General features: G+C 64.3%; 10 protein-coding genes. 3 read left to right on the top strand and 7 right to left on the bottom strand.

What is annotated here, in order from left to right; all coding sequences use genetic code 11:
• Positions 1 to 44 precede the first annotated feature (44 nt).
• Entirely contained in the window at positions 45 to 3500 is a 3456-nt protein-coding gene (gene smc, locus FLO80_RS14085) for a chromosome segregation protein SMC (RefSeq protein WP_111364501.1), read from the bottom strand.
• Positions 3501 to 3698: 198 nt separating this feature from the next.
• Entirely contained in the window at positions 3699 to 4517 is an 819-nt protein-coding gene (locus FLO80_RS14090; RefSeq protein ID WP_111364499.1) for a sulfotransferase family protein, read from the bottom strand.
• 197 nt (positions 4518 to 4714) lie between these two features.
• On the opposite strand from FLO80_RS14090, the gene FLO80_RS14095 reads away from it, so the two are divergent.
• The 3 genes from FLO80_RS14095 (at position 4715) to FLO80_RS14105 (ending at position 7117) form a co-directional block, all read left to right on the top strand.
• The gene (locus tag FLO80_RS14095; RefSeq protein ID WP_111364497.1) at positions 4715 to 6292 is read left to right on the top strand and encodes a DUF5928 domain-containing protein; all 1578 of its coding nucleotides are present in this window, start codon (positions 4715 to 4717) and stop codon (positions 6290 to 6292) included.
• Between the two features lie 102 nt (positions 6293 to 6394).
• Positions 6395 to 6856: a DUF1203 domain-containing protein gene (locus tag FLO80_RS14100; protein ID WP_111364495.1), complete on the top strand. Its 462-nt coding sequence runs from the start codon at positions 6395 to 6397 to the stop codon at positions 6854 to 6856.
• A gap of 81 nt (positions 6857 to 6937) precedes the next feature.
• Positions 6938 to 7117, top strand: coding sequence for a zinc-finger domain-containing protein (locus FLO80_RS14105; RefSeq protein ID WP_111364493.1), 180 nt, complete (start codon positions 6938 to 6940; stop codon positions 7115 to 7117).
• Positions 7118 to 7211: 94 nt separating this feature from the next.
• Here FLO80_RS14105 and FLO80_RS14110 read toward each other — a convergent pair whose 3' ends face one another.
• The 5 genes from FLO80_RS14110 to FLO80_RS14130 are packed head-to-tail and all read right to left on the bottom strand — an operon-like array spanning position 7212 to position 13098.
• Entirely contained in the window at positions 7212 to 8609 is a 1398-nt protein-coding gene (locus FLO80_RS14110) for a M20 family metallopeptidase (RefSeq protein WP_111364491.1), read from the bottom strand.
• Positions 8610 to 8613: 4 nt separating this feature from the next.
• Positions 8614 to 10197, bottom strand: coding sequence for a gamma-glutamyltransferase (locus FLO80_RS14115; protein WP_111364489.1), 1584 nt, complete (start codon positions 10195 to 10197; stop codon positions 8614 to 8616).
• A 4-nt stretch (positions 10198 to 10201) separates the two neighbouring features.
• On the bottom strand, positions 10202 to 11197 hold the full coding sequence (locus FLO80_RS14120) for an ABC transporter ATP-binding protein (protein ID WP_111364487.1): 996 nt from the start codon (positions 11195 to 11197) through the stop codon (positions 10202 to 10204).
• Positions 11194 to 12192, bottom strand: a complete 999-nt coding sequence (locus tag FLO80_RS14125; RefSeq protein ID WP_111364485.1) for an ABC transporter ATP-binding protein — start codon at positions 12190 to 12192, stop codon at positions 11194 to 11196. The genes FLO80_RS14120 and FLO80_RS14125 overlap by 4 nt, the downstream gene beginning before the upstream one ends.
• A gap of 3 nt (positions 12193 to 12195) precedes the next feature.
• Entirely contained in the window at positions 12196 to 13098 is a 903-nt protein-coding gene (locus tag FLO80_RS14130) for an ABC transporter permease (RefSeq protein WP_111364483.1), read from the bottom strand.

Below are 13098 nucleotides of genomic sequence, written 5' to 3' on the forward strand. Positions count from 1 at the left end.
CACAATCCGTCCAACCGATTTTTCGCCGAAAATCGCCTGCCGGCTCAGGCCACCATCTGCTCGGCCTTCTTGAGGTCCACGCTCACCAACTGGCTGACGCCCTGCTCCTGCATGGTCACGCCAAAGAGCCGATCCATCCGCGCCATCGTCACCGCGTGGTGGGTGATGATCAGGAACCGGGTATCGGTCCGGCGGCACATCTCGTCGAGCATGTCGCAGAACCGCGTGACATTGGCATCATCGAGCGGCGCATCGACCTCGTCGAGCACACAGATCGGCGCCGGATTGGCCAGGAACACCGCAAAGATCAGCGCCAACGCGGTCAGCGTCTGTTCGCCGCCTGACAAAAGCGACAGCGTCGACAGCTTCTTGCCCGGCGGCTGGCACATGATCTCCAGCCCGGCTTCAAGCGGATCGTCGCTCTCGACCAGCACCAGATTGGCCTCGCCGCCACTGAACAGATGCCGGAACAGCAGCGAGAAGTTCTCGTTCACCTGCTCGAACGCGGTCAGCAGCCGTTCCCGCCCCTCGCGGTTGAGGCTCGCAATGCCGTTGCGCAGGGTGCGGATCGCCTCTTCAAGATCGGTCTTTTCCTTCAGGAGCTCGTCATGCTCGGTCTGAACCTCGCTTGCATCCTCCTCGGCGCGCAGGTTGACCGCGCCCAGCGCATCCCGCTGGCGTTTGAGACGCCCCACATCCGCCTCGATCACCTCCGAGGCGGGCATGGAATCGGGATCGGCGCCGAGACTTTCAAGAAGCGTCGCGGGTGTGCACTCCTGCTCTTCCCCGATCCGGTCCTCGGCATGGGTCACCGTTTCACGGGCCGCATCGGCGCGTGCCTCGGCCCGCGCCCGCGCCTCGCGCGCCTCGCTGGCCGCGCGTTCGGCGTCGCGCTCACCCGTCACCGCCGTGCGCAGCGCTGCCTCGGCCTCGGCCAGCGCATCGGCCGCCTTGCGCTTGCGCATCTCGGCAGTCTCGATCTCGCCCGAGAGTTCCTCGCGCTTGGCGGCAATCTCATCGGGCGCCGCCACCGCCTCCTGCAACTCGGCCTCGGACGCGGCCTTGCGTTCGCCCAACTCGGCTATCCGCTTGCCCGCGGTCTCAAGCCGATGCTTCCAGCCGCTGATTTCCTTCGTCACCTCCTGCGCACGCTTCAACCGAGCCTCGCCTTCGCGGCGCAGCTCGTCATGCGCCGAACGGCGTGACATCATCGTGATCCGCGCCGCCTCGACCGTCATCTTGACGTCCTCGACCCGCCCCCGCGCGGCATCGAGATCACCGAGATCGGCCAGCCCCTTTTCGGCCTCGGCCAACTGGCTGCGCGCAGACATCGCCTCTTCCTCGTGGCGTGCCACCGCCAGCCCCGCAGATTCGAGCCGCGACGCGGCAAGGCTGCGATCCGCATCGGCCCGGCTCAACGCCCGCGCCGCCTCGGTCAGCATCCGGTCCGCCGCGCGCCGCGCCTCGCGCGCCTGGCTGTCGGCCTCGCTCAACTCCTTCAGCCGCGCTTGCAGCATCTCATGCGCCGCACGCGCACCATCCGCCCGTGCCGTGACCGTCTCCATCTGCTGCTTGAGCGTCTCAAGTCGGTTGAGCTGTTGCAACCGCAGCGCCGCGGCGCTTGGCGCATCCTCGGCCCATGCGCGATACCCGTCCCATCGCCACAGGTCGCCCTCGGGGCTGACGAGCCGCTGCCCGGGCTTCAAACGCGCCTGCAAACGCCCGCCCTCTTCGGCATCGACAAGGCCGATCTGGCTCATCCGGCGGGCCAGGACCTCGGGGACGCTGACATGGTTCGACAGCGCGTCCACCCCTTCGGGCAGGGGCTGCGCCTCGGCATATCCCGGCATCAGGGTCCAACCCGACGGCCCGTCCCCATCCACTTCCGGCGCACGCAGATCATCGGCCAGCGCCGCACCCAGCGCCTTCTCGAACCCCTGCTCGACCTGCAGGCGATCCATGATCTGCCCGCCCTCGGCGGTGTCCCGCTCGACCAGCTTGGCCAGTGCCGTCGCCTCGGCGCGCAGCGCGTTGACCTCGCCCTCGGCCTCGCTGCGTTCGGCCCGCGCATCGGCCTCGCGTGATTGGGTCTCGGCGCGCGCCGCCTCGGCCTCGGTCAGGGCCTCGTCGGCTTGCTGCGCCTGGTCCTGCGCCACCACCTCGGCCCGCTCCGCCTCGGCGTGATCCGCCTCGGCCTTGGTCAGCGCCGCCCCGGCCTCGTCCGCCGCCGCTCTCGCCTTTTCGGCCTCGGCCTCGCTGCGGGCCAGCGTCTTGCGACTGTCATCGAGAAACCGGTTGGCCGACTGGTGCCGCGCCGCCAGCCGTGCCACATCCTCTGTCAATTGCGCCAGATCGCCCTCGCGCGCTTGCAACACTTGCGCCGCCTCGCGCGCCGCCTCGGCCGCCTCCTCCACGCGGACGTCATGGCCCTCCCCGGCCTTGTCCAGCTCACGCGCCTCCCATTCCAGGCGCTCGATCGTTTCGCCCGCGTCACGGTTCAACCCCGCCTCGCGCTCCATGTCGGCGCTCAACTGCCCGATCCGCCGCTCCAGCGTCTCGATCGTCTCTTTCGCGCGCGCCTCCTGATCCCCCAGCGCATCGTGCTGGACCCGCAACCGCTGCAACACCGCCGCCGCGATGGCCTCTTCCTCGCGCAGGGGCGGCAAAGCCTCCTCGCGTTCCGCGCGCGCCTTGGCTGCGCTGCGCGCCGCCGCCTCGGCCTGCGCCGCCGCGTTGGTCCGCTCGCGCAACTCGCCCTCGGTCCTCAACCGCGCCTCTTCGGCCTCTTTCCACCGCCGGTAAAGCAGCATCCCCTCGGCCCGGCGCAGCTCCTCGCCGATCGCCCGATAGCGCGCCGCCTGTTTCGCCTGCCGCGCCAGTTGCTGTAATTGCTGTGCCAATTGTTCGATCACGTCATCGACGCGGGTCAGGTTCGCCTCGGCCCCTTTGAGCTTCAACTCGGCTTCGTGCCGCCGCTGATAAAGGCCGGAAATTCCCGCCGCTTCCTCAAGGATACGCCGCCGCGCCTTGGGCTTGGCGTTGATCAATTCGGCGATCTGCCCCTGCCGGACCAGCGCCGGCGAATGCGCCCCGGTCGAAGCATCGGCAAACAGCATCTGCACATCGCGCGCCCGCACGTCCTTGCCGTTGGTCTTGTAGGCGCTGCCCACGTCGCGGGTGATCCGCCGCACGATCTCCAGCACATCACTGTCATTGAACCCCGCCGGGGCCAGTCGTTCGCTGTTGTCGATCAGGATCGAAACTTCTGCAAAATTCCTCGCGGGCCGCGTCGCCGCCCCGGCAAAGATCACGTCTTCCATGCCGCCGCCGCGCATCGCTGTCGGTCGGTTCTCGCCCATGACCCAGCGCAGCGCCTCAAGCAGGTTCGACTTGCCACAACCGTTCGGGCCGACCACACCCGTCAACCCGTCCGAAATGATCAGGTCGGTCGGATCGACAAAGCTCTTGAAGCCGGTCAGTCTGAGCTTGGAAAAACGCACGAACTCCTGCCTACGATCTGATTCCCTCTAACGGTCCAGTGTGACGGGGTGACGCCCATCGAGTCAACGCTCACTCGTCACGATATAGGGGTCATCCACCACTTATCCCCAATATATCGCCATCACCCCAACCTGCGCACCCCGCGGGACGGTGGGTGGGGCGATGGCAGAACCGAGCGCCATCCCACCGCCTCCCGGTCAATCCCCCAGCTTGGCATGCACCTCGTCCAGGTCGATCTCGCCCACCGGCATCTTGTTCGACGGATCGTCGAAATCGTATTTGAACAGCTTGAAATCGCGGTTGTAGATTTCCTTGACCAGGTGCATCGACAGGTCGTCGAAATAATCCTCGACCGGATGCACCCGCTTGGGGCCATGGCCCTCGCTCTCGTTGAACCGCGGCACCTCGTCGAGCTTCACCTCCACCGGCGTGTCGATCGCGTCCAGAACCTCCTGCATTCCCTCGTTGAACGTCTCGGTCCAGAAGATCTTGTCATAGCGCCCGCCATTCACGATGAACGTGCTGACATGCCCCGACATCGCGCTCCAGTGGATGTCCGGCTCCATCGGCCGACGCCAGCGGATCGTGTCGCGCGCGAACAGAAGGAACCGGCGAAAGCTCTTGATCTGGTCGAACTCGAACCCGTCCTCGGGCTCGCCCACCTCGATCCCGTATTTCTGGATGATCAAGGGCACAAGGTTGCCGCGATACCGCTTGCCGTTGCGCTGAATGCCGCAAATCTTGTCGAAAAACGACGACAGGATGCGTGTGTAAGGATTGCGCACACAGGTAAAGGCATAGGAGGAATGGGTCTTCACATTGGCATTGATCAACGGCTGGCTCTCGTCGCGCGCCCATTTGTGCAGACCCTGCGTCGCGTCGTGAATGTCACCGTCGAAAAATTCGCCGTGATCCGAGTAATACATGATCTGCCCGATGGTCGAGCAGGCGCATTTCGGCACCACCCTGTAAACCACGCTCTCGCTTTCGGTCATCCAGGTCCCTGGAAACCCCATGCTCTGCCTCCTTGGCCGTATCTTGTTCTTCTTTGCCGCCTTATACCACCGCCGATTCGCTAAAGGAATGTTGATTTCCCCCGGCCCGTTCCTCGGGGCCGACGTGAGAAATCAACACTGATCCGGGTTTATTCACGGACCATTCACCTCTATCAATAAAAACAATCCGGGGCATAAGGAGCAGTTCGTTTCCCGCAATGGCAAGAATCGCCTTCATATTGTTATGCCACAAGGACCCCGAGGCCATCATCAAGCAGGCCGAGCGTCTGACGTCCGTGGGCGATTACATGTCGATCCATTTCGACGCCCGTGCCGACCCCGAATATTACGCGCACATCCGCGCGGCACTCGACGAGAACCCCAACGTGACCTTCGCCAAAAAGCGCATCAAATGCGGCTGGGGTGAATGGAGCCTCGTTCAGGCGACGCTCAATGCCATCGAGGCCGCGGTCGAGGCGTTCCCCCGCGCCACCCATTTCTACATGCTCTCGGGCGACTGCATGGCGATCAAGTCGGCAGAATACGCCCATGACTTCCTTGACCGCGACGATTGCGACTACATCGAAAGCTTCGATTATTTCCAAAGCGACTGGATCAAGACCGGCTGGAAAGAGGAACGGCTGATCTATCGCCACTGGTTCAACGAACGCACCCAGAAGAAACGCTTTTACGCGGCGTTCGAGCTGCAAAAACGTCTCGGCCTGACCCGCGCGATCCCCGATGACATTCAGGTCATGATCGGCTCGCAATGGTGGTGCCTGCGGCGACGCACCATCGAATGGGTGCTCGACTTCACCCGATCCCGCCCCGACGTGATGCGGTTCTTTCGCACCACCTGGATTCCCGACGAGACCTTTTTCCAGACGCTGGTGCGCCATCTCGTGCCAGAATCGGAAATCCGTTCGCGCACGCTCACCTTCCTGATGTTCACCGATTACGGCATGCCGGTGACCTTCTACAACGATCACTACGACCTGTTGCTCAGTCAGGATTTCCTCTTCGCCCGCAAGATCAGCCCCGAGGCAAAGGAACTCAAACGTCGGCTGGGGCTGCTCTATGCCACCCGCGGCTGGGATTTCAGGATATCGAACGAAGGTCGCTCGCTCTTCCACTTCCTCACCGGGCGCGGCCGGATCGGGCGGCGCTTTGCCCCGCGTTTCTGGGAAAGCGAGGGCTCGCTTGGCCGCAAACGCGAACTCTTGATCGTGGTCTGCAAGAAATGGCACGTCGCCAAGCGCCTGGTCGAGCGGATTCGCAAGATGACCAACATTCCCTGCATCGAATACCTCTTCAACGAAGAGTCGACGCCGCTGCCCGATCTGGGCGGAATCCAGTCGACCATGGGCAAACGCCACCGCCACCGCCGGGCGCTGATGCGGATGCTGTTCGACTATTACGAGACCGAGCGCCTGATCATCTGCCTCGACCCCAACAATATCGACCTGCTCAACGATTTCTACGGCGACCGCTCAGTGACCCGCATGCTCGAAGTCGAGTGCGTGTTCAGCGACGAATACCTGACCGGCCACGCCAAGCGGGTTGGCCTTGCCGGCGAGAAAACCCCGCAAGAAACGCTCGACCGCCTGCTGCCCACGATCCGTGGCGACATGCAGTTCGAGATCGACCAGATCCGCGATGCCAATTTTCCCAACCACGACCGGATACGCGAAGCCGACCCGCCCGAAACCAATGCCGAGGCGCTTGGCCATTTCCTCGCGATCGACCGGGGCAAGGCGCTCGAAATCGCGTCGATCCATTATCTCTATTCCGATTGAGACGCATGACCGACCCGGCGATTTGCGCATGAAACGGATCGCCGCCCCCCGACCGATCGGGCATTCCTGACCCCGTCACTTCAACCAGCAAGAGGCCAGGTCATGCAAATTCGCTTCCTTCCCATTCCCACCGAAACGGTCCGCGCCTATCGGCAGGGCACACCCGATATCTATGGCAATCCGCCCGAACGGGTGACCTGCACCAGCGACGGTGCGCCATGCCGGCATTGCCTTGACTATATCCCCGTGGGCGCCGAAATGCTGATCCTCGCATATTCCCCGTTTGGCGCGCGCCAGCCCTACGCGGAAACCGGCCCGATCTTTCTCTGCGCGCATGATTGCCGCGCATTCGACCCGGCCGACGGCGTTCCGCCGATCTTCCGCGACCATCCCATGCTGATCCGGGCTTATGGAGAGAACGAGCGTATCCTCTATGGCACAGGCGCCGTGGTCCCGCCCGAAAGGCTGGAGACGGAATGTGCCGCCCGTCTCGACTCGGATCAGGTTGCCTTTGTCCATGTCCGCTCGTCGACCAACAATTGCTTTCAGGCCCGCGTCGAATAACATGTCCGACACTTGCCCCGGCGGCGTCTATCGCCCATATTCGCCGCCGGAACCGCTATGCAACAAAGGACCACGCCCAAGATGACAACCAAGGCTCCTGAAACCCGCATCGTCGATCAATGGCGCGTCTCCTGCGACGGCGGAGGGGACGCACTCGGCCATCCCCGCGTCTGGCTTCAGATTCCGCGCGAAACGGGCTTTGTCGAATGCCCCTATTGCGACGCGAAGATCGTCCACCGCGATTTCGAGGGTAAAGTCTGACAAGGCGATCTGCCTGACAGGCGCTTTGCGCGCATTGTCAGATACGTTCGAACGCCGGGCCCGGAAGATAACGCCGGACCCGGAAGATCAAGTCTCAGGCTGCGTCGCGCCGTGGCGTGCCGCCCTCGCCCAGGTCCCAGAACAAGCCCGCCATAAGCCGCAGCGCATCCCGGCACACCGGCTTCAGAACATGCTCATCCGGCGCATGCTGCGAACAGCCACGATAGGAATGCGGCACCCACACGGTCGGCAGGCCCAGGATATCGGTGAAGCTGTCATTGGGCAGCGACCCCGCCAGGTTGGGCAGGATATGCGGCGCCTGTCCCGCGCTGCGCGTCAGGCTGTCGGCCACGAAGGTCACCCAAGGGTGGTCCGGGTCCAGCCGCGTGGCGCGGAAAAAGCCGCGATCATGCGGCTCGATGCGAACCGCGTCAAACCCATGCTTGTCCAGGTGACGGCGCAAAGCGGGCAGAATGTCCTCGGGAACGGTGCCCACGACATAGCGCAACTGGCAGGTGGCGCGCGCATGGGCCGAAATCGCGTTCACCGGGGCTTCGGGCACACCGCTTTTCATCGCGAGGATTGCAAAGCTGTTCCAGCCATAGGCGCGTTCCACCGGGGTCAGGTCTTCCTCGCCCCAGTCCGCGTTGATGGCAGGTCCGTCCTCGCTGTCGATGGGCAGGCCATCCAACGCGGCGCGCACCGCCGGTGTGAGGCTGTCGGGGCGCCATTCGGGAATACGGATCTGGCCACGCTTGTCGGTAATGGTGGCCAGCGCCTGCGCCAGGATCATCGCCGGATCGGCCAGAAGCCCGCCCCAGTTGCCGGAATGATGCGCCCCCTCGCGCATCTCGACGATCAGGTCAAAGGACACCCCACCGCGTGACCCCATGAACATGGTCGGCACATCGGGTTGCAGGCGCGGCCCATCCGACGCGATCAGCACATCCGCAGTCAGACGGTCGCGGTGCTCGGTGAAAAACTCGGGCAGCCCGGCCGAGCCTGTCTCTTCGCTCATCTCGATCACGATGCGGCAATTGAACCCCAGCTTGCCGCGCGTGGCGAGAACGGCCTCGAGCCCGGCGATATTGATCAGGTGCTGGCCCTTGTTGTCCGCCGTACCGCGCCCGTAAAGGCGATCGCCCTCTTCGACCAGTTGGAAAGGGTGCAATCCCTCGCGCCATTGATCGGTCTGGGCGCGGATCACATCGCCATGACCATAGGTCAGGATCGTGGGCAGATCATCCCCCTCGTGCCGCTCACCGATCAACAGCGGTCCGCCACGCGGGTCGGGGTTTGCATGGATCGTGCAGGCAAACCCCATCGCGGTCAGCCGTGGTTCCATCGCCTCGGTCAGGTAGCGCATCAGTTCCGCGGCCTGATCGGGATTCTGGCTTTCGGATTCAAAGGCCACAAGCCCGGCCAGGTCCGCCTGGAAACTACCCTTGTCGAAATAGGCGGTGATCGTCTCGATCGCGGTGTCACGGCTCATGCTGTCAACTGTCCCTTGTCATGTCTTCGGAAATGGCGTCGCCCCAGGGCGACATGATCTCGGTGCAACCCGAATTGAGCGATCCGCGCCGCATCACCCCTGCCGGGCAGGCAAAAGCATAGGGGAAGATCGTGCGCCGGGTTTCGGCCACCTTGTGCTCAAGGCGCAGCCGCTCCAGCACCTCGGCTGGCAAACTGTCATCGGCGATCAGTCGGTCCCCGCCGGACACATCAATACGCGGCTGGTGGAAACTGTCGCCAAGGCTCATCCCGAAATCGGTCACGAAAGACGACAGTTGCGCCACCGCGCCCATGATCTTGCGCCCGCCCGAGGCCCCGAAGGCAAAGCGGCGGTCGCCTTGTTCACCGATCACCGGGCAGACATTCATCAGGCAACGCTTACCCGGCCCGAGCGAATTCGGGCGACCCTGCACCGGGTCGAACCACATGATCCCGTTGTTCATCAGGAACCCGGTCGTGGGTGAGACAACGCGCGACCCGAAGATCGACAGAAGGGTCTGCGTCTGCGCCACCATGTTGCCCTGCCGGTCGACGACCGAAAAATGCGTGGTGCAGCCCGGCGCCTCGGGGCTTTCACCGGTATCGCCCATCGTATCGAGCCGCCGGGCATACGCCGCCTTGAGCGCGCGGGCCATGGCGGCATAGCTGTCCGGCCCGGGGGCCTCGCCCAATGACGAGGCTTGCAACCCTTCGAACGTATCGCGGAACGTCGGGCCCGCCGTCAGCCCCGGGGTGACGTGAAACCGCGCATCGCGATAGTCAAAACTCAGCGGATCGTGAAACTCGGCCCGGTAGGCGCGCAGATCGTCCACCGAAAGGCACCCGCCCTTGGCCTGCACGTCACCCGCCATCGCCGCGCCCAGATCGCCATCATAGAGCGTGCGCGCGCCGTGCCGCGCGATCTGGTCCAGGCTGTCGGCCATGCGCGACTGGTCCAGCCGCTTGTCCGCCAGCGCGGTCCAGCCGCTGATGGTGGGCCATTGCCCGTCTTCCAGGAACAGCGCCGCCGCATCGGCATCCTTGGCCAGTTCCCGCGTGCACGATGCAATCACCAGCGCGGCGAACCAATCGACCAGCAACCCCCGGCGCGCATGCTCGATCGCCGGGGCCACCAGTTCGGCCCAAGGCATCCGGCCAAAGCGGCCATGGGCCTGGCCCAAACCATCGACCACCCCGGGCACCGCGATGGCGGTGGCGCCCTGTACGTTGCGGTCCCCTTCGACATGATCCCACGGAAACAGATCGCCCGCCGCGCCCTGCCCGCTCAGCGGGTAGTCGGCCACGTTCAATCCGCCGGGCGCGCGCATGCCATGGTTCAGCGCCAGCGCCTGGCCTTCATCCGCCCGCCAAAGCATCATCGCCCCGCCACCGGCGGGCCCGCTCATCCAGGGCTCCAGCACACCGATCACAAAGGATGTGGCCACCGCCGCGTCCACGGCATCGCCACCTGCCGCCAGAACCTCGGCCCCGGCCATCGCGGCCAGCCGGTGCTGTGCCGCAACCACGCCATGTTCGGTCTCGATGACCGTCTTGCGGGTCACCATGCTGCGCGACAGGTTCAATGACATGCGCTTATTCCTGCTCGTACATTGCGGTTTGCGGGTCATGCAGGTGACAGGCGACATGACCTTGGGGAATGGCGATCTCTCGCGGGGCCGTGGTCTGGCACAGCTCGGTCGCACGCGGGCAACGCGGGTGGAAATGGCACCCCGGCGGCGGCGCAATCGGGTTGGGATAGGCCATGCCAAGCTGCGTATCCGGCACGCCAAGGCCCGGCTCGGGTGTCAGGACCGACTTCAAAAGGGCGCGCGTGTAGGGGTGACGCGGCGCATCGAACAGGCCCGCCACGCTGTTTTCCTCGACGATCCGGCCCAGGTACATCACGGCAACCCGCGTCGCCAGGTGCTCCACCACGGCAAGGTTATGGCTGATGAACAGGTAGGTCAGCCCGAATTCGCGGCGCAGATCACCCAGCAGGTTGAGGATCTGGCTCTGCACCGACACATCGAGCGCCGATGTCGGCTCGTCGCAGATCACCACTTCGGGCTTCATGATCAGGGCACGGGCAATCGCGACCCGTTGGCGCTGACCACCCGACATCTGGCTGGGATAGGTGTTCATCACGCGGGCCGGCAGGCCGACCACGTCAAGGATCTCGCGCACCTCTTTGGTGCGGCTGGCCTCGTCCCCGACGCCGTGGACACGCAAAGGCAACGAGATGATGTCGTAAATGCTCTTGCGCGGGTTCAGCGACGAATAGGGGTCCTGAAAGATCGGCTGAATACGCCGCGAAAGGGCAAGCCGCCCTTGGGCCGATATGTCCTCGCCATCCACCAGGACCTGCCCCGATGTGGGCTTTTCCAGACCCAGCAGGATCTTGGCCAGCGTGGATTTCCCACAACCGGATTCACCGACGAGCCCCAGAACCTCGCCCCGGCCCAATTGCAGCGAAACCTCGTTGACCGCGGTCAACGGCTTTGCCCCGCCGAACAGCCCTTGCTTGACGCGATAGGTCTTGGTTACGCCGGACAGTTCCAGCACTGGGGTTGGTGTCACGCTGTCCTTCATGCGGTCAGTTCCTTGTCGGAGTGGCGTTTTCCATCGGCAAAGATGCAGCGGAACGCGTGCTCGCCATCGTGGTGCTGCGGGATCGCCCCGCGGCACTCCATCGTGGCATGCGGACAGCGGGTGCGGAACACGCAGCCCTCCACGGACCCGACCAGTGACGGAACAATGCCCGGGATCGTTCCCAGCGACTTGCCGCGTTCGGTCTTGCCCGGCAGGGGGATGCAACGCAACAGGCCGCGCGTATAGGGGTGCGAGGGCGTGTTGAATATCTCGGCCACCGGCCCGGTCTCAACCAGTTCGCCCGCATACATCACCGCAACCTTGTCGGCCACACGGGCCACGACCCCGAGATCATGCGTGATCAGGATCATCGCCATGTTCATCTCGCGGCCCAGATCGTACAAGAGCCGCAGGATCTGCGCCTGAATGGTCACGTCGAGCGCGGTTGTCGGCTCGTCCGCGATGATCAACTCGGGCTCGCACATCAGGGCCATGGCGATCATCACGCGCTGGCGCAAACCACCCGAAAGTTGATGCGGGTATTGCGACAACCGGCTTTCGGCCGCGGTGATGCCCACCTTTTCCAACAGTTCCACGGCACGGGCGCGGGCCTGCTCACGTGTAACCGTGCGGTGCAGCAACAACGCCTCGGCCAACTGGTCCCCGATCGTATAGGCCGGGTTGAGCGAGGTCATCGGCTCCTGAAAGATCATCGACATCCGCCCGCCGCGCAGCGCCCGCATCTGCCGCTTGCTTGCTTTGGTCAACTCGATTCCGTCAAAGGTCATCCGGTCGGCGCTGCGCTGGATGCCCTTGCCCAAGAGCCCCATCAACGCCAGCGAGGTCAGGGATTTCCCCGACCCGCTTTCGCCCACGATACACAACGTCTCGCCACGGTTCAGGTCAAAATCGATTCCGCGCACCGCATGCAGGGTGCCACCGCCCACGGGAATATCCATCGTCAGGTTGCGGACGCTCAGAAGAGGGTCTGTCATCGCTCAGCTCCGGTTTTCTGGGGCGGTGACATCGCGCAGGCCGTCCCCCATCAGGTTGATCGCCAGCACCAGCACGAACAGGACGGCCCCCGGGATCAGCACCAGCCAGGGTTCGAACAGCATCATGTTCTTGCCCTCCGACACCATCAGGCCCCAGCTTGGCGTCGGCGGCTGCACCCCGAGCCCGAGAAAGGACAGCGCCGCCTCGAGCAGGATGGCATGGGCCATTTCCAGCGTGACCACCACGATCAGGTTGTTGGCAATGTTCGGCATGATTTCGGACAGCAGGATGCGCGGGGTCGAGGCCCCGATCACCTGTGCCGCGGCCACGTATTCCCGCCGCCGCACCTGCATGGTCGACGCGCGCATGACGACGGCAAAGCGGTCCCACAGCAACAGGCCCAGAACCACGATCACCACCTCCAGCGATCCGCCCAGAATGGCCACGACCGCCAGCGCGACCAGGACAACCGGCATCGCAAGGCGCACGTTGATCAGGAAGGTCACGACCGCATCGACCTTGCCACCGAAATAACCGGCGGCCACACCCATCGCCGTGCCAATCACACCCGAGATCAGCGCCGCAACCGCCCCGATCAAAAGCGACACGCGCGCGCCATAGATCAGGCGCGACAGGTAATCACGGCCCAGGTGGTCGGTCCCCAGCGGATGTTCCCACGTGCCGCCCATGAAGACGGGCGGAACCATCCGGTTCATCAGGCTTTGGGCATAGGGATCATGCGGGGCCAGCAGCGGTGCAAAGATCGCAACCAGCGTCAACAGGATCAGGACAACCAGCCCGATCAACAGGCCCTGATGCCCGAAGATACGCTTGCGCAGCATCTGGCCGGGGGTCGGGCCTGTGATCTCGTCCAGCAGGCGGTCATGCGGGGTCACGGACGCCAT

The organism is Aquicoccus porphyridii (genome assembly GCF_008369105.1).
In the GTDB taxonomy this organism is placed as follows: domain Bacteria; phylum Pseudomonadota; class Alphaproteobacteria; order Rhodobacterales; family Rhodobacteraceae; genus Aquicoccus; species Aquicoccus porphyridii.